Annotated in this window: 19 protein-coding genes, 1 tRNA gene and 1 other RNA gene; 9 read left to right on the forward strand and 12 right to left on the reverse strand. The window is 42.8% G+C overall.

The genetic code is table 11. From position 1 onward, the window contains the following. Nucleotides 1-15: 15 nt before the first annotated feature. On the reverse strand, nt 16-1,068 hold the full coding sequence (glsA, locus tag CAL7507_RS26325; protein ID WP_015131535.1) for a glutaminase A: 1,053 nt from the start codon (nt 1,066-1,068) through the stop codon (nt 16-18). Between the two features lie 347 nt (nt 1,069-1,415). On the opposite strand from glsA, the gene CAL7507_RS26330 reads away from it, so the two are divergent. Together CAL7507_RS26330 and CAL7507_RS26335 are read left to right on the forward strand one after the other, a co-directional pair. Then, nucleotides 1,416-2,270, forward strand: a complete 855-nt coding sequence (locus CAL7507_RS26330; RefSeq protein ID WP_015131536.1) for a DUF72 domain-containing protein — start codon at nt 1,416-1,418, stop codon at nt 2,268-2,270. Nucleotides 2,271-2,625: 355 nt separating this feature from the next. Continuing rightward, nucleotides 2,626-3,066 (forward strand): hypothetical protein, encoded by a 441-nt coding sequence (locus CAL7507_RS26335; RefSeq protein ID WP_015131537.1) that lies wholly within the window; start codon nt 2,626-2,628, stop codon nt 3,064-3,066. Between the two features lie 153 nt (nt 3,067-3,219). Here the strand turns inward: CAL7507_RS26335 and CAL7507_RS26340 are convergent, their stop codons facing one another. From CAL7507_RS26340 to CAL7507_RS26365, 6 genes are all read right to left on the reverse strand, one after another. Continuing rightward, nucleotides 3,220-4,023, reverse strand: coding sequence for a Uma2 family endonuclease (locus CAL7507_RS26340; protein ID WP_015131538.1), 804 nt, complete (start codon nt 4,021-4,023; stop codon nt 3,220-3,222). Between the two features lie 163 nt (nt 4,024-4,186). Then, a complete protein-coding gene (locus tag CAL7507_RS26345; RefSeq protein ID WP_015131539.1) occupies nt 4,187-5,698 on the reverse strand; it encodes an FAD-dependent oxidoreductase in 1,512 nt (503 codons plus the stop codon). Between the two features lie 24 nt (nt 5,699-5,722). Further along, nucleotides 5,723-6,166, reverse strand: coding sequence for a DUF29 domain-containing protein (locus tag CAL7507_RS26350; protein ID WP_015131540.1), 444 nt, complete (start codon nt 6,164-6,166; stop codon nt 5,723-5,725). Between the two features lie 311 nt (nt 6,167-6,477). After that, nucleotides 6,478-6,861, reverse strand: coding sequence for a Crp/Fnr family transcriptional regulator (locus tag CAL7507_RS26355; RefSeq protein ID WP_015131541.1), 384 nt, complete (start codon nt 6,859-6,861; stop codon nt 6,478-6,480). Between the two features lie 282 nt (nt 6,862-7,143). Further along, nucleotides 7,144-7,216: transfer RNA gene (locus tag CAL7507_RS26360), tRNA-Arg, on the reverse strand. A gap of 29 nt (nt 7,217-7,245) precedes the next feature. Beyond that, the gene (locus CAL7507_RS26365; RefSeq protein ID WP_042342533.1) at nt 7,246-8,406 is read right to left on the reverse strand and encodes a murein hydrolase activator EnvC; all 1,161 of its coding nucleotides are present in this window, start codon (nt 8,404-8,406) and stop codon (nt 7,246-7,248) included. Between the two features lie 174 nt (nt 8,407-8,580). Between CAL7507_RS26365 and CAL7507_RS26370 the strand changes: the two genes are divergently transcribed. Beyond that, nucleotides 8,581-8,883 (forward strand): hypothetical protein, encoded by a 303-nt coding sequence (locus CAL7507_RS26370; RefSeq protein ID WP_015131543.1) that lies wholly within the window; start codon nt 8,581-8,583, stop codon nt 8,881-8,883. A gap of 215 nt (nt 8,884-9,098) precedes the next feature. Here the strand turns inward: CAL7507_RS26370 and CAL7507_RS26375 are convergent, their stop codons facing one another. Together CAL7507_RS26375 and CAL7507_RS26380 are read right to left on the reverse strand one after the other, a co-directional pair. Beyond that, on the reverse strand, nt 9,099-10,298 hold the full coding sequence (locus CAL7507_RS26375) for an ABC transporter substrate-binding protein (protein ID WP_015131544.1): 1,200 nt from the start codon (nt 10,296-10,298) through the stop codon (nt 9,099-9,101). 119 nt (nt 10,299-10,417) lie between these two features. Further along, a complete protein-coding gene (locus CAL7507_RS26380; protein WP_015131545.1) occupies nt 10,418-10,813 on the reverse strand; it encodes a hypothetical protein in 396 nt (131 codons plus the stop codon). Nucleotides 10,814-11,900: 1,087 nt separating this feature from the next. Here CAL7507_RS26380 and CAL7507_RS26385 point away from each other — a divergent pair. Next, on the forward strand, nt 11,901-15,650 hold the full coding sequence (locus CAL7507_RS26385; RefSeq protein ID WP_015131546.1) for a CHAT domain-containing protein: 3,750 nt from the start codon (nt 11,901-11,903) through the stop codon (nt 15,648-15,650). Between the two features lie 693 nt (nt 15,651-16,343). Here CAL7507_RS26385 and CAL7507_RS26390 read toward each other — a convergent pair. Both CAL7507_RS26390 and CAL7507_RS26395 read right to left on the reverse strand, forming a co-directional pair. Next, complete coding sequence (locus CAL7507_RS26390; protein ID WP_015131548.1) at nt 16,344-16,781, reverse strand: hypothetical protein; 438 nt, start codon at nt 16,779-16,781, stop codon at nt 16,344-16,346. A 63-nt stretch (nt 16,782-16,844) separates the two neighbouring features. Beyond that, the gene (locus CAL7507_RS26395; protein ID WP_015131549.1) at nt 16,845-17,393 is read right to left on the reverse strand and encodes a 2'-5' RNA ligase family protein; all 549 of its coding nucleotides are present in this window, start codon (nt 17,391-17,393) and stop codon (nt 16,845-16,847) included. Nucleotides 17,394-17,639: 246 nt separating this feature from the next. Between CAL7507_RS26395 and CAL7507_RS26400 the strand changes: the two genes are divergently transcribed. The 5 genes from CAL7507_RS26400 to queF all read left to right on the forward strand — a co-directional run bounded on the left by CAL7507_RS26400 (nt 17,640) and on the right by queF (nt 19,479). Next, nucleotides 17,640-17,906, forward strand: a complete 267-nt coding sequence (locus tag CAL7507_RS26400) for a YciI family protein (RefSeq protein ID WP_015131550.1) — start codon at nt 17,640-17,642, stop codon at nt 17,904-17,906. Nucleotides 17,907-17,943: 37 nt separating this feature from the next. After that, nucleotides 17,944-18,040: signal recognition particle sRNA small type (gene ffs, locus CAL7507_RS30315), an RNA gene on the forward strand. 25 nt (nt 18,041-18,065) lie between these two features. Next, nucleotides 18,066-18,449 carry a phasin family protein gene (locus tag CAL7507_RS26405; protein WP_015131551.1) on the forward strand — a complete coding sequence of 128 codons (384 nt, stop codon included), beginning with the start codon at nt 18,066-18,068 and terminating at the stop codon, nt 18,447-18,449. Between the two features lie 192 nt (nt 18,450-18,641). Continuing rightward, nucleotides 18,642-19,034 (forward strand): hypothetical protein, encoded by a 393-nt coding sequence (locus tag CAL7507_RS26410; protein ID WP_015131552.1) that lies wholly within the window; start codon nt 18,642-18,644, stop codon nt 19,032-19,034. Between the two features lie 64 nt (nt 19,035-19,098). Beyond that, a complete protein-coding gene (gene queF / locus CAL7507_RS26415) occupies nt 19,099-19,479 on the forward strand; it encodes a preQ(1) synthase (RefSeq protein ID WP_015131553.1) in 381 nt (126 codons plus the stop codon). Nucleotides 19,480-19,529: 50 nt separating this feature from the next. On the opposite strand, the gene CAL7507_RS26420 is transcribed toward queF, so the two are convergent. After that, entirely contained in the window at nt 19,530-20,906 is a 1,377-nt protein-coding gene (locus tag CAL7507_RS26420) for a cytochrome c biogenesis protein (protein ID WP_015131554.1), read from the reverse strand. Nucleotides 20,907-20,913 lie beyond the last annotated feature (7 nt).

Genomic DNA, 20,913 nt, shown 5'->3' on the forward strand with positions numbered 1-20,913 from the left:
TTACGCCAAGCTGTACTAGTATTTTTTACTATCCCCCTTGCACCCTGCACCCTGCTCCCTTGCTTCTTTACCACCTACAATCCATGAAAGCAAATCTCGTTCGGGTTTAGCCACGTTAAATAGATGTAATCCAAAATCTCTCGAAAGATCCTCACAAACCTTTGTACCCCTGACACTATTTCCTTTTTTATCTAAAAGTGGTGAGAATATCCCCACGCCAATTTTCTCAGGAACTACGGCAGTAATCCCACCACCCACACCACTTTTGGCAGGAATTCCCACGCGGTAGGCCCATTCCCCAGAATAGTCATACATCCCACAGGTGAGCATAACGCTAATTACATCTTGGACATAACGCTCATCAATTGCCCGTTCTTGGGTAACTGGGTTAACACCACCATTAGCGAGGGTAGCAGCCATGACTGCTAGGTTGTGAGCATTAACCAGAATGGAACATTGCTGAAAATAGAGGTCGAGGGTTTCTTCAATGCGATCGCTTACCATGCCACAGTTAAGCATTAAATAGGCGATCGCTCGGTTGCGGTTCCCGGTTGCTCTCTCTGATAAAAAAACCGGAACATTGATACTCAATTCTGTACCTGTGTAACGACGAAACATATCCAGGATACGTTTTAGACGTTCAGTGGCACTATTACCTTTAATTAAATCAGTAGTAGCGATCGCTCCGGAATTGACCATCGGGTTATACGGACGATTGGTTTTCTCGTCTAGAACAATGGAGTTAAACGCTTCCCCTGTTGGCTCTACACTCACCTTACTATTGACGTACTCCCTACCATGATCCTCCAGCGCCAAACCATAGACAAAGGCTTTAGAAATCGACTGGAGAGTAAACTGCTGCTGACAATCCCCTACCTCAAAAATTTGACCATCAACTGCAACAACAGATATCCCGAACCAAGCAGGGTTAGCTAATGCTAGTTCAGGAATATAGTTAGCAACTGCACCATCATTCAAAGATTGATAATTTGTATGCAAGTCGGTGAGATAAGAGTCAAATGGAGAGACAACAGCTGGAATTGACTGTAAATCACTGATTTCTGTCATAGGTTTTTAATGTAAATTTGATACTCAATATACGGTGATTTTTAAACCTTTAAAGTCTTCTCAGATGAGGATTTATTTACAGAGATTTTGATAAATAACGTGATATTTAGCACATATATAGGAATTAAATAACCAAGCAATTAAGCAGTATTAATTTAATAATGTATCTACTTGGAGATTTTTGTAAACAGCGATCGCCCGATTTATAGCGGTTTTCAGTAGGGGTGGGGTTTCCCCGCCCTTGATATTGATCGCCCGATTTATCACCGTAACTGGCCTGTACAATTAGAGATGGAATATTTTATAGCTACTCTGAGTTTTCCACTAGATTGTTTCTATCAAAGCTTGTGAACTTCTTTATTGGGTGTGCAGTCTGGGCATATAAAGGATGGGTAGGCGAACTTTATCCTCAAGGTACTCGCACTACTGACTTTCTTCACCTCTACAGCCGTCGCTTCACCACGGTTGAAGGGAATACCACGTTTTATGCTACACCCAACCAAGAAACCGTCAGCCGTTGGGCTAGTGAAACACCACCTGATTTTGAATTCTGCCTGAAATTACCACGAGACATCACCCACAAAGGTTTACTACAGCCTTATATCCCTGCGGCTCTCAAATTTCTTGAGGAGATGCGCCCTCTGGGTAAGCGTTTGGGTCCGATATTTGCCCAGCTACCACCGAGTTACGCACCCACGTTATTAGAAGATTTGACCACCTTTCTCGCAGCTTGGCCGCGTTCAGTTACGCCTCTAGCGCTAGAAGTTAGACATCAAGACTGGTTTAAGGAACCCCATGCTAGTAATTTGACGACGCTTTTAGAAAAGTTAGGTGTGGGCAGAGTTCTGTTAGATACGCGCCCGATCTATAGCGGAGATGATGACCCGCAATTAGACTCAGAACGGCGCAAACCCAAATTACCAGTAGAATTTAGCGTCACAGCACCTTTTAGCCTAATTAGATTTATCTCACATCCTGATTTATCTGTGAATCAGCCTTTTATGGCAGAGTGGGTGACACAGATTCAGCAGTGGTTGGAAGCAGGAGTACGGATTTATTTTTTTGTACATTGTCCCACAGAAGAACATTCTCCTATCACAGCACGCCACTTTCAACAACTATTAGAACAAAGTGGTATCGATATTCCACCTCTACCGTGGAATAACCTGGATCGTCCTCCCAATCAACTCAGTTTATGGTGAGGCTTCCCATCCAAAAATTTGTAGATTTACTCAGAAAACACATCTAGTGCTATCATAACAAGCCCTTAAAACACCAGATTTAGAATAGTCTTCATAAAGAAGAATATTCATAATTTTTTGACTTTTACAATATATCTAATACTTACTAGTTGCCAAAAGAGGGATAATAGTTATTGCGATTCTTTTATGATAACACTCGATACAGCGCACCCCTATAAAAGGGGTAATACCCCTCTTTGCAAAAATGCAAATGAGGTATGAATAACGTCCAAATATAACAACAACAAGATATTGATTGTTGGTGTGGATTTGATTGAGACGATTTTTTTGAGCAGTTACACCAAAGGAGGTTGAGATGAGTCGTCTTCTTTATGAAAAATCAGTTTCCTATAAAGGATATCTCATCATCCCATTTGTTTTTGGCAAAGCCAATAAATATGAGATTTATTCGTATAAACTCTTGTCAGAACTTGGATATAAAAGCCAATTTCACAAAGCAGAAAATCCAGCGCGGATCTATGGCAATAGCATCAGTAATATCCTGGAAATTGCCAAAGAACATATTGATAAAAATGCAGAGTTTGTCAATCAAGGGGATAATTTTAAATCCCGCTACGTTTTTCGGAATAATTTGATTATAGTTTTTCAAGAAGGTGGTAAATATTTCTACGATCATTATCCACCAGAATTGTTGAATAACATTGCCGCACCAAAATTATTCAAATCAGAATATGAGTGCCTAAACTGGATTAAACAGGGACTGGATGGGCGATATGTCCGGACATTAGGAAGATAAAGTTATCTCATTCCCCTTTCCCTCTCCTTATTTAAGAAGAGGGTGAGGTTTTTGCAGGATTTTGGCTAATGCGATCGCTTGCTGTTTACTATTTCTACAGCTTTAGCGATCGCAAGTAATCATCACCAATTACTTGCAACCTCCTACCATACGCTAACCCACGGTATCAGGATCGACACCCAAGGCACGCAAACGTTCACGCAAAGACTCATTTTCTTGTTCTACCGTGTCCGCACGTTGGCGTTCAGTTTCCGCACGTTGGCGTTCAGCTTCCGCACGTTGGCGTTCAGCTTCCGCACGTTGGCGTTCAGCTTCCGCACGCTCATCTCCAGTTAGGAGTAAATTACCTTGTTCATCCCACCACCGCAACCAAGGCACTTCTGTATTGAACATAAAATGACCTTGCCAAATCCCCAACTCCACACCCATAGGCTCAATTAAATAACGTCCTCTACTATTAGGAAGCATTTTTTCGTAATGATTAGTAATCAATTGATAGACTTCCACGGACGATTTTTTGACTTCGTAAATACCATAATAAGGTGGACGGATAATATTTTCATAAATCCAGAATTTCCCTTTGTAGGGAGTTTTATCCCGTTCTTCCTCACCATTTCCTGACACAAATTCTAAAACAATCAATGGCGCAATCAATTCTTGCCAAAAGACATAAGAACGTCGGAATTGACCATTGAGAGTTGGGGGAACATTAGGTACATAAAACCAATCTGGTGCTTCTGCACCTTTTTCTGGTGGATCTGTGAGCCGCCAGTATATGCCGGAATCTTGACCAATGCAATAATATCCATCAGGATGAATTTCTTGTAACCGTGGCAGAATGGAATCGGTCAAGAGAATACTTTGCGGATGTTCCTGAAAATTTTTCACAAAAGTACCATCAGAATCTGGTAGCTGGGTGTGATCTGGTAGAGCAAGATTGTTGGCTGCGATCACCATCGTGTTACCTCACCGAAATCATAAAGGCGCATAATATAGTTTAGCTAAATCTGCGTTAAATCAATGACAACCCTTCCACCAACCACCAGTCGAAGGGTCGAAGTGGGGTTAGAGTTTCCCTCCGCTTTCAATGAGATGCTCTTATTGTGGTCTTAGTAAATAATTATGGTAGCCAAAAATCAGGCAAGATAGATTTACCTAAATGTCGCATAGTTCGGTTAATAGTTCTCGCTACTTGTATATGTGCTTCATCTTCCTCAACAGATAAAATTTCTGCTAATTGACCTCTTCCTAAAGCAGAAACTACTAAATTAGCCGCCTCTAAACCTGTAACATAAGCCTTTTCTTGTGACCAAGAACCGTGACGATTGACTATCCAATCTCCACTCATAAATACATTCTCAAAACTTGTTTTAGCAGGCAACATATGTCGATAGCTACCAGGGGCAAAGTGTGTTACTGCCTGTGGTAAACGAATCACACTGCTATCAATAACTTTTGCTGATTGAAATGCTGGTACACAAGTTGCTAAATAACCCTGGACTATCGAGACAATTTCTACATCACTCAGATTGAGAAATTGATTGGCGTGATAAAAATCAGCCTCAATCACTGTACCTGGTTCATCTTTATATTCATCATGCAAAGCATTCAAATCAAAAAATGTCCATCCCGTTGTAGCATCAAATCCAAAGCAAGCATTAGAAGGACGAGGAATGTCAATTTTACGGTCAAACCATAGCCGCGTTGCTAAAACATCAATGGCTCCCAAATTATGCAAATTGCGGAATTCTTCACGGCTTTGTAAGCTAGGACTAGAAGAGACAATTTTTTTCATACCTGTGATACCCACGGCAAAAATTACAGCATCGGCTGCAAACACTTCATCACCGCAGACAACACCCGTCGCTCGATTATTACTATCAACAATTAGGTCAGTGACACGGCGTTTTGATAGCACTGTTGCACCAGCCTTTTCAATCTGTTCTACCCAAGGAGAAAATATCTTTTCCCCCACAGTTCCCCGACACCAAACTACATCAAAATCATGTTGGTGAGCCAGAATAAAAAAGTAGAGCATTCCTAACGTGGCGGCGGCTGAACATTGTTCTCCAGGGGCAAATAAACCCACCAATAACATGGGTTCAAAAGCATCTTTATATAGCCTTGCAGAAACAGCAAAATCTTTGAACAATTCACGGGCGGTGAGCAAGTCATAACGTCGCCAAGCTGCATCAGAATTGTCGAAATCAACGACGGCATAAAGTAAAGGTAAGGCACTAAGACGGTCAATTAATGGCAATCGCTGAAATTGAGTGTAGAGAAATGTGCCCAGAGGTGCCGGGAGTCGTGGTAAATCTTGAAATATTGGGGATTCAACTTCCAATCCTGCGGGGGAATATTGAGCAGAACGAGTCCAAGTTGTGAAAGGATTAATTTCTAATTCATTGATCAGGGAAAAAATATTTCTGTAAGGATACCAGAAGCCATGAATACCTGCTTCTACAGATTTTCCTGCGGCTGTTTTCCAGCCTGCGACTAATCCACCGGGATAGGAACCTGCTTCTAGCAGTGTCACATCATACCCTTGTTTGGCTAAGTGGTAGGTTGCTCCCAAACCAGCCCAACCAGCACCTACAACTACTACCCGTTTTTGTTGTGACTCTGCTGTCATTCCCGCCTCGCTTATTTTTATTAATTACTGCAAATTTTTTTTTGTTAATAAACTGTCTATATCACTTGAAAAATGGCAAATGTCAGGAAAAGGAGCATCATATTCAATCTGCACATTTTCTAGAGCTTCTTGATAGCAATCGGTGTAAATTTCTAGTAAATAATTCTGTAAACTAGGAGAATCTTTTAGAATATCTCTCAACTGCGATTGGGTTCTTTTGATTGTCACTTCCCAGCCACGATAAAAATCTGGCAGAGGAACATATTGAAGTTTTAAAGCATGTTCAAATAAAGTGGTGAGGCGATTTTTCAACTCTCGCTTATCTTTCTTTCCCAAGGATTCAATTTCCTCAATCAAATTATCCCAATCAACTTGATTAAATTCCTCTGCTTTTAGTTTACTGACAGTATCTACAATCCAGAGAGCAAAATCTTGCTCGTAGAGGGTTTTTACTGATATTTTGTTCATAGGATTTATCTGCTATTTATTTCAATTTTAGTAGATTGGCGTAAATAATTATCATTGGGAGCAGGCAGGAGAGAGGAGACAGAAGACTGGAGGGAAGAGGGTTTTAGACTTGTTTACTTTTACTCACATAGTTTGGTTTTATTGTACCGACTTACTTTACCTGAGTTGTGTAGGTTGGGTTGAGGAACGTAGACGCTGGATGTGGCTTAAGGCAGGGTCTACCAACATTCAGAGGCCTTGGTTTTGTTGGGTTTCACTTCGTTCCACCCAACCTACACTGATTTTTATTTTTACAGAGTCATAGAAGAGCGTTAGACTGAGAGGCTTGCGAGTTCACGTTCAACGCGACTGAGACGTTCTGAGTAACTTTTCATTACCTTAAGAGCAAATACGGGTGTTTCTTGAACAGCAAAGAGAAATGTTTCTTCATCAAGAAAAGCTAGCTTAGTATCAGTCTTAGCAACAGCTGTATAGGTTCTATTTTTTACTCCTACAAGTACACCAGCACCAAAAACTTCCCCAGTTTCGATTGCTTCTACTACTTTCCCATTGACTAATACGTCAACCTCTCCTTCCAGAATTCCATATATAAATTCGCCAGGTTCTCCTTCTGCAAAAATAACTTGACCTGCGGAAAATACTTGAGGATTTGGCTGTTTTTGAAAGATGCTGAGTGTAACTACAGGACTTAACATAAGACAAGTACCTAAATTCTTGATGTTTAGATGAGTGCTGGGAATAGGTTACAGAAAACGAGAAAAACACCTCTGTTTATGGTGGTTAACCGTCATTCTCTGGAAAATCCCTGATTTGTGTTTAAAGTCAGCTTCTACTCGTTGGGGTGTTACAGGTAACTCCAACGTTTGATAACTGGTGTGCCCAATCTGCTATGTGCAATAACTGAGTCATGGCTAGGATAAAACACCAAGGGTTAACATTTAGTTAACCCTTGGTAAAGCAAAATTATTTGGAAATAACGAGCGCGGAGGGATTTGAACCCCCGACCCACAGAACCGGAATCTGTTGCTCTATCCACTGAGCTACGCGCCCTCGTCCTGATAGATTATAGCATAAAAATGCTAAAGATAATCGGCGGGGTTGATGGGTGTGCCGTTGCGCCGGACTTCAAAGTGGAGGTGAGGCCCGGTAGATAAACCTGTGGAACCGACTGCAGCGATCGCTTGTCCTCTTTGCACTCCTTGTCCTTCGGAAACAAACAACTCGCTGGTATGTCCATATAGTGTAGTTATTCCTTGTCCGTGGTCGATAATTACAGCCTTGCCATAGCCACCATACCACCCAGCATAAATCACTGTTCCGGAATCCGCTGCTCGAATTGTACTGCCATAGCTAGCGGCAAAATCTAACCCAGCGTGAAAGCGGCGATAACCAAGAACTGGATGCATCCGCCAACCAAAGGGACTACTTGTAGGTGCATCGCTGGGAAATGCTAGCATCCCAGTTCCGAGAATCATGTTTGTCCGACTGTTGGTTTTTGCCTGTGCTGCTGCTACCTTTTGTTGAATGAGGATTTCTAAATTTTTAGAATCTCTCTCTAACTGGTTTTGCGCTGCTTCTAAGGATAGGCGATCGCTATTCAGACGGAGAATCAAATCTGACTGTGATTGCGCTTGCGCTTGATAATCAGATTTTTGTGCCAGTAATTCCTGACGAATCAAGGCAATTTCGTTTTTTTGCTGTGCGACTGCGGTTTTTTGTTTATTAATTCGCTTGGCTTGGGCGTTGAGTTTTGCCAAAATTTGCTGGTCTGTCTGATAAACTAACCTCAGCTGATGACGACGGCTGATAAAGTCGCTGATGTCTTGGCTTTGCAGCAAAACACCCCATCCTTGCGAAGCAGGCGATCGCTGCAAAAACCGCAACCTAGCCACAGTTGCTACTTGGCGTTGTTCATAAACACTTTCCGCCTGCGCTAAATTAACCTCTAACTGCTGGAGACGTTTAGTAGCCAGTCGTAATCGCAACTCGCTATCTTGAATTTGACTGTTAGTGGTTGTGATATTTTGTTTTAAACCAGTCAGGCGATTTTGAGCTGCATGATGCAGATTAGTTAGGCGATCGCGTTCCTTCACCACATCCTGACGCTGCTGTTTAACTTGTTGCTGCTGCTGTCGCAGACTATCAATTGATGCTGCATGTGCTGGTAGCCAGACCAGAATACAGCAAAGTATCAACAAACATAACCAAAATTTCCAGTGTTGCAGAAATAGCGCTTTCATGCTGTTATATTCAGCCAAGAGATTGCAAGCATAAACAGCATTGTTCCCAAAACTTAGGGACATCTAACACCAAAATTTGCGTTGCGGTGTTCTAGGTGTAAATTTTGTCTGCCAAATTGCAACACGAAGATCCCTACTATGTCAGTATTGAACAGATTTATCTGCTGACAAATTATGAAAACACGCATAGCAATTCTCTTGATTACATTGGTGTTTCCAGGTTTAGCGGTAGTGGGAGTATCCCTCTATTGGTTTAATTTGGATTATGATGCACTGGGAAAATCTGAAAAGTATGTAGAAAAGCTGGTACAGGAAGGAAAAGTCAGCGACAGACAGCTAGAGTACAACTATCATCGCACCTTTATTCATCGCATCAATGTATTTGCTGATGGCACTTGGGGACTATTGGGAGGTGTAATTACATCATTAGGCATACATGGAATAGCGACTATTAAATCAGTAAACAGTAAACAGTGAACAGTTATCAGTTATAAATTTTCTCATTTGAGTGAGATACAGAAAGAGTTTATTAACTACAGATAAACATAGCGAAAAGGGAGCATCCCAATGAGTGCAAAATATAACAATCTTCCGTCATTGCCAAAGCAATGACATGTTAAATTTTTATTTCATCGAAAAAATAAAAACTGGGATGCACCCCTCGCTTCAAGTAACTGATAACTGATAACTGTTCACTGATAACTGAACTTACCATTGATACCGTCGGCTGCCATTTTGAGCCGTGCAACATAAAACTCTTTTTGAATCACATCACCTACTGGTGTGAAAGCAATTTCACCAAGAGGAGTTTGGTATTTCCCTTTTAATAGCTCCTGATTTAATTCTGTACGCAGCTGTGGCAGGGTTAATTTATTAATTTTGCTTTTTTTATCTAAAGATTGCAGAGCTTCTACATATACCTGTAATGCGGCAAAAGCTTGGGCGCTAACTTGGGGTGGTTCTCGATGATATTGTGCCATGTAGGCTTGACGAAATGCCTTGTTAATGGCGTTGGGATATTCAGGACTGTAAGCTTGAGCAATAATCACGCCATCACAAAGCGCTCTGCATACAGAAAATATATGCGATGTATTGAATCCATTACCACCAATAATTATACCTTTATAACCAAGTTCTCGTAGTTGCTTAACTAAATTACCTCCATCTACAGCTAAACCGGAGATAATCGCTAAATCAGCTTTTGAATTAATCGCGTTGCTGGCTTGAGTTTGAAAGTCAGTATCTGTAGTTTGGAACTTTTGGACTGTGACTAAATTTAAGTTTAAATCCTTAACTGTTTTCTGAAATATTTCTGTTTCTGATTTATTGAAAGCATCATTTTGAGCGTAGAATACAGCTACTTTTTTAATTTGAGGATTTTGCTTGAGAGCAGCTTTCACAGCATAAGGAGCGACAACAGTCACAGATGAAGAAACACGCGCCACATAATCACCAATTTCAGGAATACCTTTAGCAGTATTTGATGCTCCGATAACTGGAACTTGATGACGTTCTGCAATAGGATCAGTGCTAAAAGCTTGTTGCGATAGAGTAGGGCCAATAATGCCTACAACTTTACTTTGATTAATTAAAGTTTGAAAAGCATTAATGGCTCCAACTTCATCGCCGCCTGTATCTTGAAATATCAACTTAATCGGTTTACCGTTGATACCTCCTTTATCGTTGAAATATTTTTGGGCAATTTTTACGCCATCAGTTCCCTCTTGACCAAGTAATGCTACATTACTGGTTTGAGCAAAGGCAATACCTATAGGAATAGCGTCAGATGCACCTGCGAATTCTGTACGAGAATTGGTACTTGTACTACAGGCTATGAACAGTAGAGAGCATGTAAATAATAAAGCAGTTTGATGAGTAATGGGATTTTTCATATATGCGTGACTAGTATGTTGCTTACGATAATACTCCCACGCTGAAAAAAATGATGCGATCGCACTGAACTTTGAGATACCCGGCTTCTCAAACTCGACGAAGTCGGGTATCTGAACCACTAAGCAGATTGAGCATTCTTATCTGCTACTTGTCCTGTAGTAGTTTTTAAGCGAGTCAATCTGCTTTTACGAATACGTTCACTTTCACGGACACCACCCGCTAGCTCATATTCGTTGCTGTTTCTACCATACTTGAAACCTACTCCCGTCAGCATCTTGTCCGAAAGACTGCTGAGGATTTTCTCCATCTCATCAACTTTGGTTTTAGAAGAATCAAGCATAGTTAAAGCAGCATTATAAGCATCAAGCGCGGTGCGAAACTCCTGAATTGTTTGAGTCAAGTTTTGCAAATTACAGTTGTCATCAAAATTGAGGTTTGGATCAATCACATTTAATGCAGCGACTCTAAACTCAGCTTTTTCGAGAACGCGGGATTTCCGTCTTTGGCGAGTCATAAATTTACTTTTTCAAAAAACTTCTAAAGCTAGTTTGGCTTAATTAAGATGGATTTTGAATCAGCAAAAATCACAATTGATTGTATTTTTTATAATAAGTTTTTTAAGCAAGACGAGTAATTATGCTGATTTGTTCAAGATGATATATTTGAACTTCATATAAATCTTATTTTCTTCATTATTGCTTTAATCTAAAGGCTTAACATCGTCATCTAAAGGCTTAATGTCGCCATCTAAAGGCTTAATGTCGCCATCTAAAGGCTTAACATCGTCATCTAAAGGCTTAATGTCGCCATCTTAAGGCTTAATGTCGCCATCTTAAGGCTTAATGTCGCCATCTTAAGGCTTAATGTCGCCATCTTAAGACTTAATGTCGTGATGTTAACTGATGCGATCGCAATTTTTAGACTTCTTGCAAAAGCCCCTAACACCCCACCCCCAACCCTCGATGCCTTGGCTACGGTGTACACACAAGTCTTGGGCGTTGCTGATTAATGGGATGATTTTTGTCTCACGCATAGACGCGGAGCGGCTTCCCGCAGGGTAGGCGCATTCGACGTTCGCGCAGCGTCTCGCAGAGAAGTCGTTCCCGAAGGGTAGACGCAAAGAATCAATATTCTGCTTTGTCCAAAAGTCTCAATTCATCCCGCATTTATGCAACGCCGCAATTATACCAATTCAAATAATGTTTGCAACACATACATTCTTCGTACGGGCACGGCACCCATAAACTATCGATTTTCCCGAAAGTCTATGGAAGCCGTGCCCCTACCCATCTGTTGCATTCTTTTTTTAAATTGGTATTACTTCTCTACGAGACGCGAACGCTCCACTCGTAATGACAATTTAAGGGGTCTATAACGCTTGAAACCCTTTCAGATAGTATTTGTGTGTACACCGTAGCCGATGCCTTGGGGAGGGGAGCGTTTGCGTCAGCAAATGCGGGGTGGGGTTCTTTATTTTTGATTTATGCAAGAGGTCTTTTATAGCTGCGTAGGCGAATCGCCTAGCCTTTTTCTGGAATTTTCGCTCAATAGCTTGTATTCTCTCAAATAACCCTCCACACCCAAATTCCCAACGGTTGGCTATGGAATTAAATCTGCGCTTCTCAGAGAATAATCAAGTCGTTGTCAAATTTGACGACCAAGAAACTGATAGGCTGGATTTTGCCTCACCTCTAAGTGCAGCAGACAGAGAAGAGATTCGCTGGTACTTAGAAACTTATGCGGCACGTTACACCACGGATGTAGATGATACACGGGCGGAAGGGATAGCAAAAAAATTCCGGCAATGGGGCGAAGACTTATTTAATGCGGTTTTTCAACATCGGGCTGCTCAACGGCTGTTTAATTATTTTCAAGATGAAAATCAACCAGGACGCTTATTAACAATCAGCGCTAGTCATCCAGCAATTTTATCATTGCCTTGGGAATTGTTACGCGACCCAGAAGGTACTTATTTATTTCACGAAAATCCCCGCATTTCGATTCGTCGCCGCTTGGCTGGTGCAGGGGGTGGACGCAGACCGTTTAAAGTGCAAGTCAAAGACCGTTTGCGGTTATTGTTTGTCGTTAGTCGTCCCAGTGATGCGGGATTTATTGACCCCCGTGGTGAAGCAATAGCAGTTTTGAACGCCATTCAACTAGAAGCAGCCGGAAGAGTTGAGGTAGAGTTTTTGCGTCCAGCCACCTTGGATAATTTAGTAGCGCGGCTAGAAGACTCCCGCCAACCCCCCGTTGATATTGTGCATTTTGACGGTCATGGGGTATTTGATTTAGATGGGCGTTTCCAGGAACAGGCTAAACATAGCGACCCGGTGGGAATAACTAAAGGCGGAAATGAGAAAGGCGGCAATATAGGTTATTTGTTATTTGAGGATAAAGAAGGGAAAAAAGCCCTGATTACTGCCGAAACCTTGGGTGATATGCTGAATCGGCAAAAAGTGGGGTTAATTGTTTTGTCTGCCTGTCAGTCGGCGGCGATGGGTGGCGAAGATGGAGAGGATGCAATGGGTAGTGTAGCCGCTAGGTTAACCCATGCAGGTATTCCCGCAGTCTTGGCAATGACTTATTCGGTATTAGTGACAACAGCCCATCAACTGTTTGCTAAATTTTATCAGGGTTTAGTATCTGGTGCAGGTATGGGTGAAGCATTAGATAATGCGCGGCGAGACTTGTATCTCAACCAACAACGGGGAGAACGGCAACGGGGTGAGCAACGAGTACAGTTAAAATTGCAAGATTGGTTTTTACCTGCCTTGTATCAAGTGGCTGGTGATACCCCATTATTGCAGCCAGACTTGAACAACCAAGAAAGCGGCGAGACACCAAAATGGGGAAACTTGCCGGATTTACAAGAAGCTGGATTCTTCGGTCGTAGCCGGGAATTGTGGCAGATAGAAAGATGGTTTGTGCAGGGAACGCGCCGCCTCACCGTATCGGGTTTTGGTGGACAGGGAAAAACCTATCTTGTCCAGGAAGCAGGACGCTGGTTACATCGCACGGGGATGTTTGAGAAAGTTTGTTTTGTTAATTATGCTGCCTTTCAGGGTGTGGATGCTGTAGGCTGGGCAGTTAGCACCCTGGCGACAGTATTAGACGAGAGTTTAATTGATGGGGCGGCGGCAACTCAGGCGTTGCGTAAGCAAGCCACATTGCTGATTTTAGATAACTTAGAAACCTTGCCAGCCGAACCTCTGCGGGAACTGTTAACCGTAGCAAAACAGTGGTCTGAGGTTGGGGAATGCCGGGTGTTACTCACAACTCGCACACCAGATTTTCACCATCCTGATTATCCCACACAAGGCAGTCGCAAACATATCTCCTTACCTTTGCGAGGTTTGGGACAAGAAGATGCCCTAGCGTATTTCCAAAGTTTGATTAAACTGCCGCTAGCACCCAAATTTGACCCACCTAAACGCGAAGTATTGTTGGAATTATTTAAACTGGTGGATTTTCATCCCCTATCCATTGGTTTGTTAGCGAAACAGTTGGAAAGTCGCCGTCCGGCAGAGTTGGGACAACGCTTAGAAACTTTGATTGCCCAAACACCAGATAATCCCCTATTGGCATCGTTGAATTTATCTTTGGAACGGTTGGATGCTGAAGCAATGCAGTTGTTGCCTCGCTTAGGCGTGTTTCAGGGCGGGGCGTTAGAAAGTAACTTGCTGAAAATTACAGAAATTTCTCAGTCACAGTGGCAAACTTTACGCCCAGCCTTAGAAGCCACTGGTTTAATTCAAGTTCATGGGCCTTTTCTCAAATTTCACCCCACCTTAGCCCCTGCCTTGTGGCCGCGCTTATCTCCAGAAGTACAGACAGAACTGCTTGCCCGTTATCAAGAGTTGTATTATGAAGTTTCTGACTATTTGTATTTTGAAGATAGAAAAAATACTCGTGGAGTTCGTGCCATTGCTCAACAGGAATTACCAAATTTACTTTATGCAGTTGATAGAGCGTTGGATGCAGGTGCAGAATGGGCAGTAGAGTTTGTTAATCAAGTAAACTTGTTTCTTGGCTACTTTGGACTTAACCGCGATCGTACTAGACTAAATCAACGGATTGCTGAGTTAACTGGGGAAGTGGGTTCCGATACATGGTTTCTCACCCGTATTAGTTCAGGCGAGCAATTATACAATGCTGGTCGCTATCAACAAGCAGCGCAGGTGTTTAGTGAGATACTGGCAGAGTTGGGTGAGCAACCAAGTTATAAACGCTGTGTTACTTTGGGTAACCTGGGGCGGTGCTTTGCAGACCAAAGACAAACAGCACAAGCAGCACAAATCTACCACCAGGGGTTGGCAGTGGCGCAGCAGTTGGAACAGTCTAATAATGTGAAGCAACTGATGGAAATGTTGCAGACTGACTTGGCAGATGCGCTGAGGACTATGGGAGATTATGGTGAGGCACGCATTGCTTATGAAGCAGGATTAGCGATTAAAAAAGAAGTTGGAGACCTTCGCGGGGCTGCGGTATCAAATTTTAAACTTGGCACACTAGCTATGCTGCAAGGCAACCTCCCAGAAGCACAACAGCGTTACCGAGAAGGACTGACTACTTTCCAGCAACTCAACGAACCAGCACAAGAAGCCACGGTTTGGCATCAACTGGGTATAGTGTACGAAAAAGGCAAGCAGTGGGACGCTGCGGAAGATGCCTACCGAAGATCAGCACAAATTCAAGAATCTCTAGGAAATCTGGCAGATGCAGCAAGGACTTGGCAACAATTAGGCAGCCTCAATTTATCTGTTGGCAACCTGGGAGAGGCAGAGGCTTGGTATCGCAAGGCTTTGAAGCAAGATCAAAAATTAGAAAATCAAGCAAGTGCATCTCAAATATTAAGTAACCTCGCTCTCATACTACAAAACCAACCCCACCGCCTCAGCGAAGCCCGACAATTGGCAGAAGAAGCATTAGCCATCAATAAAACCTTAGACCTGGCTGCGGCTGAGATTTGGAAAATCTATGAAATCTTGGCTATGATTACCGACAAGCAAAGCGACACCACCCAAGCTAAAGAATATCGTCGCCAAGCAAGGCAAGCAAAAGCGGCGTTTGCGGGCACACAGTATGAGTTGCGGCAATATGGGCAGTTGATTGCAGGGGTAGTAGCTGCTGTGGATAATGCAAAAATCAGGGAACAGCTAGAAGTTAAGATGGAGAATGTTGCAGAAGGTGGGCAAAATCTCGTTGCTGCCATCCGTCGTATCTTAGCCGGCGAGCGAGATGAGAATATACTGTGCGAGCCGTTAAATTTGCAACATTCTATGATTATCTCCGCTATCCTGCGGGGTATTGCTGACCCTCAATCCCTTGAAGCGTTATTAAATAATTCGTAATTCGTAATTCGTAATTCGTAATTCGCAGTAAATGTAGGGTGTGTTGTCGCGCAGCGCAACGCACCATCAAGAATCTAATACCAAGTCAAAAATAGCGCTTGTGGTGTTGGATGCCAGACAAAATTATATTGTCACCTGTAGGGGCATCGGCACTGCCGTGCCCTTAAGACTGTGTGGACTCAACCGATAACTTAAGCCACAGATGGCTTATTGCAAGGCTTACCTACCCGCCTTGGAATGAATTCCAAGGCTAATAGGCAAAGTTTACTAAAGTAAACTGGGGATAAATGATAATTTTTAGTTAGCTTTAGCTTACTTTTGCTATTAGACTCCGAATTCATTCGGAGGCGGACGATGGGTTTGGCGTGGTTTCACATTAAGTTGACACGTATTGCCAATACCTTGCCCATTGGTGTCAACTTAAGTCACAGATGGCTGATTGCAAGGCTTACCTACCCACCTTGGAATGAATTTCAAGGCTCATAGGCAAAGTTTACTAAAGTAAACTGGGGATAAATGATAATTTTTAGTTAGCTTTAGCTTACTTTTGCTATTAGACTCCGAATTCATTCGGAGGCGGGCTATGGGTTTAGCGTGGTTTCACATTCAGTAACGAAACCTAACACCGATACTGATGTTGGGTTTCACTCCGTTCAACCCAACCTACACCTGCGCCTCTGCGTGAGACAAAATTCATTTATTATCCACTTCCGAAGAATAATCTTCACAAAAAGCTTTCAACCCAATATGAATAATAGTCACCGTCAGTGCAACAACTAAAGGAGATAACACATCCCCAGAAAAACCCATCGTTACCAACACCGCACCCAAGCGTTCCACAGCATCCTTATTATCCAAATCCCCCCATTTCTTCCACTGCTTATTCAGCATTCCCCCTTCTTCGCATAAATCACTTTTGGCGGCTCGTCCAAATTTCTGCAAAAAACTCTTAGAGTTTTCTTGTGTAAGTTTTGTAATTGCTGCGGTTTGTTTTACCAGCAATTTTTCATCTGAGATTTTATCCTCTCCTTGTTTTTGCTCTGAATCTGGGGCATGGCGCAGTTCTGTTAACTGGCGGTCAATTTCGGCAGAGAGGGCAGTAATTTCTTCCGGGGTAAAGATGCTGTTCATTACTGAATTGTTTAATAATGTTTGGCGATCGCTGGTTATTTTTACGATACTATTAGCGGTAATCTAACGACCAGCTAAAAAACCAAACTCCGATTTAATATTCCAGCGCTTACCGTCGTGTAGTAGCAGCGTTAAATTTTCAGCAATAAACTCAAAATATAACTGACGATTAGCAAACTCCGGCCAAGCTGCTTGAAAGTTCTGCTTGGTTAAATCGCGAAATGCTACCGTCATGTGAGGCGTAAAGGGGCGAGTTTGAGAAACCTTGTCCACAATTCCCAAATTACTTGCTAAATGCGCCATTAAATCAGCCTGCAAAGTCAACAGCGCTGGAGTCTTCACCACATCAATATAAACGACGCGCGGGGCAAAAGCGCCATAACCACTAAGTGTTATTGGTATTGAGTTCTGCTCACTGGCGAATGTCCGCAAAGATGCTTCTAACAGCGGTACGTCTGTATCTAGCCATTCAAAGGGTGGTTGTAGAGTCACATGGGGCGGAGATTTTTGTGCCCCATAACTAGCATACTGCTCTGCAAAATACCGCTTAATTTGGTTGGCATGGTTTTGAATGTGCTGCGGTGGTAAGAGGGCGATAAAAAAACGGCTCATTCCATTTGGGATTTTGGGTGATGTTGTTGACGGTTGAGTGTTGACTGATAACTGATATAGCAGTCCATTTTGATTTTTGAACAATACGTAGGTAGGGCATTGCCTTACAAAACCTGGATCTGGTGGGTATTGCCCACCCTACAGATACTACAGATACTTATATTTGTTCAAAAATCAAATATGAGTCCAATAACTGATAACTGTTAAAAAATACTACAGCATAAATATTTTAGAGGTTACAAGCAAATGCCAGTTTTTGTGAAGATTGAAGCAGGTACAGTAGATAAAACCTTATTTGACCAATATGTACCTGCCCATAGAGCCTATGTTCAGGAGTTGATTGCTAAAGGACACAAAGCCAAGACGGGCTATTGGGCAGAATTCGGAGGTGGCATGATGCTGTTTGAAGCAGCTTCAATGGTCGAAGCCCAAGCGATCGTAGCTGCCGATCCATTGGTGCAAAACGGTTGCGTCAACTATCAACTTCACGAATGGCGAATTGTTGTGGAATAACACACACTTACTGATTTTTAATGCTATGATTTTTTTAGACCTGGATCTATGCGACTTCAACGCCCAAATCTTGTCAGAACCGGAAGGTAGCAGCAATACGGGATGCTTGTGGTAGGCGTAGTCTCCGGGTCGCCCTATTTGTAGGAGCGTTCAGCAGCAATGGCTGGTTTTGGAGATATTGTACAAAAAGCTTTTTACCTTGGTGTAGGGCTAGCTTCTTACGCGAGTGAGAGAGCAGGGGGGAAATTAGCCGAACTGCGATCGCAAGTCCAAAAACTGGCAGATGAAATGGTGGCAAAGGGCGAAATGAATACAGAGGAAGCCCGCCGCTTTGTTGAGGATATGATGAAGCAAGCTCAACAGCCACCCGCATCTGAAATACCCACGGACAAAACACCGCCTGCTGAACCCCGTCGCATCGAAATCTTAGAAGAAGACGAACAGCCAACTGCGAAAGAAGCCCCAACCGAAGATGTCGATGGCTTGCGTCAACAAGTACTAAAATTGCAAGAAGAGTTAAAAAGACTGCAGCGAGATCCATAAGATGCGGCTTTTTATCTTGATGGCAATTTCAATCTAGTGAACAGTGGACAGTTTAGGTATCTAGCGGCTTGCTGCAGTTCTCGTACTGATAACTGATAACTGTTGAATCCGTTTTGCCTAGGGTGTAATCTAGTGCTGGAAGCCAGATAGCACAGAGTGCCCTGTTTACAGTCACAAAGGGCGTCAAAATTTATGGAAAATTGGCAGAAGGATTTGATCGAGATTATAGAAACTGTGGCTGTTGAAGTAGAGCAGTTCTTCCTGGGAATGGGTGAAATGGTAGACGCCTTGTTTGAGCTAACGGAAGAAATTACCGAGCAAGTACAAAGTACAATTGCCACTGAAGTTGACCAGTATCTACAAGATTTGGCAGAACCAATTTTAGAAGCTTACTGGGAACTAGAAGATGTCGTAGCAGATGTAGATCCGGCTTTTCCTTATCCAGTTGCAGCAACATCAGAACAAAATCCCGCCTGTGTGGGTTGTACCAACTACCACGGTCAGGCTTATGGTGGTAATTTGTTAGTCTGTGCCATGCATCCCCAAGGTTGGGACGATGCGAACTGTCCCGACTGGGAACAGTGAACAGTTATCAGTGACTTGTACTGAGCGGAGCCGAAGTAACAGTTATCAGTGAACAGATTGACAAATGACAACTGACGAATTGAAATATGGCGAACGGGAAATTGCCGAAGGACAACTAATTACATTTCCTAATCCGCGGGTGGGTAGGCGATATGACATCAGTATCAGTTTGCCGGAGTTTACTTGTAAGTGTCCGTTTTCTGGCTATCCTGATTTTGCCACAATTTATATTACCTACGTCCCAGATGAGCGAGTGGTGGAGTTAAAAGCCCTCAAGCTTTACATTAACAGTTACCGCGATCGCTATATTTCCCATGAGGAGTCTGCTAATCAAATTCTGGATGATTTTGTCGCAGCTTGTGACCCTTTAGAGGTGACAGTGAAAGCAGATTTTACGCCTCGTGGGAATGTGCATACTGTTGTCGAAGTGCGACACCAGAAATAGATTTTCGACGCAGAGGTACGCAGAGAGATTTCCTCAGCATACCTCTGCGCTTAAACTTCAACACCCTTTGGCTTTGAACTCACGCTGTTTAAAATATCCAAAACCTCACGTTCAAAGGCTACTTGAGCGCGATTTGTCTTACCACCAATATACAAGCGATCGCCTTTTTGCAATGCCCAAATTTGTGAGTGAGAGAAGTAACTCATCACCACACCCGCCATTAACAAAGCAAATCCAGTGTATACAATCGGAATACCAGGATCGGCTTTAATTTGCAAGCCAGTACTACCAATGACATCGAGAATTTTGACAGTGACACCGTTGATTTGGGTAGACATTCCCGTCCGCACAGTGTCAACTAGTTTACCTGTGGCATCATAAATTAACACCATGCCTTGCAAGTCTTTTGCTAATAAAGAGACACCCTCACTTAAATCTGGTTTTGTGGGAATCCAAGTACCCCAGATACGCCCTTTACCCTTGGTATCTAATTGCGCCATTGGTAACTGAAAAATCGGGCTATTGTTCAAGCGGACACGCACAGCAGAGAGTCCCCAATCAGTTTGGTAGAAAGTCACGCCGTGATAGCGCAGAGGTTCGTTGACAAAAATCTTTTTGTGGTCTACTTCCTGTCCTTGATTATTTAAGACAGACATATCCGAGTAAAATTGGTCAATACCGCCTGTCGGGGTATAGTCAATCCAAAAACGATTGACGCGCACAGACCAATCTTGCGGAATTTTCCCGACGGCTAAAGGCCCAGCATCGATGACATTTTTGATTTGAAATGTATCACCACTGGCTACCATTTCCTGGGCCATAAACCCAGTCATCGCCCCCCAAATTCCCCCCAACAAAATAGTGACGATGCCCACATGAACGATAATTGGGCCAATGCGTCCGACTAGGCCTTTACGGGCATATAAAATATCATCTTTTTCCTGAAAAATTTTATAGCGCTGTTTTTGTAAGATAGGTGTGAGGGAATTCAGAGAACCAGTATCTAATTCAGCACTCAAAGCTAACTTTTGAAATTGTTTGGGTTCATCATAATATTTCCACCGTTGGGCAGCTTTTAAAGCCGGCAATTGGCGGGTGAAAGTACAAGCTGTCAGACTAGTACCAAACAAAACCAGTAAACTGAGAAACCACCAGGTACGATAGACATGGTCTAAACCGACTACCTGAATTACCTTCCAACTCAGGAAACCAAACAAAGCTGGGTGTTCTGGGTAATTAGACTGGTAATAAGCAGGCGATTGACCTTGCTCAATGACAGTCCCACTGATGCTGAAGAGAGCGATAATTAAAAGGAGAGCGATCGCTAATCTTAAATCTGTCAGTACAGGTAACAACTCTCGCCGCAAGAATCGCCCAGGTACTGACCACCAACTTGATTCTGTAGAAGTTGAATTTTCTGAAGTCATGCTATTA

The sequence above is a fragment of the Calothrix sp. PCC 7507 genome, assembly GCF_000316575.1.
GTDB lineage: Bacteria > Cyanobacteriota > Cyanobacteriia > Cyanobacteriales > Nostocaceae > Fortiea.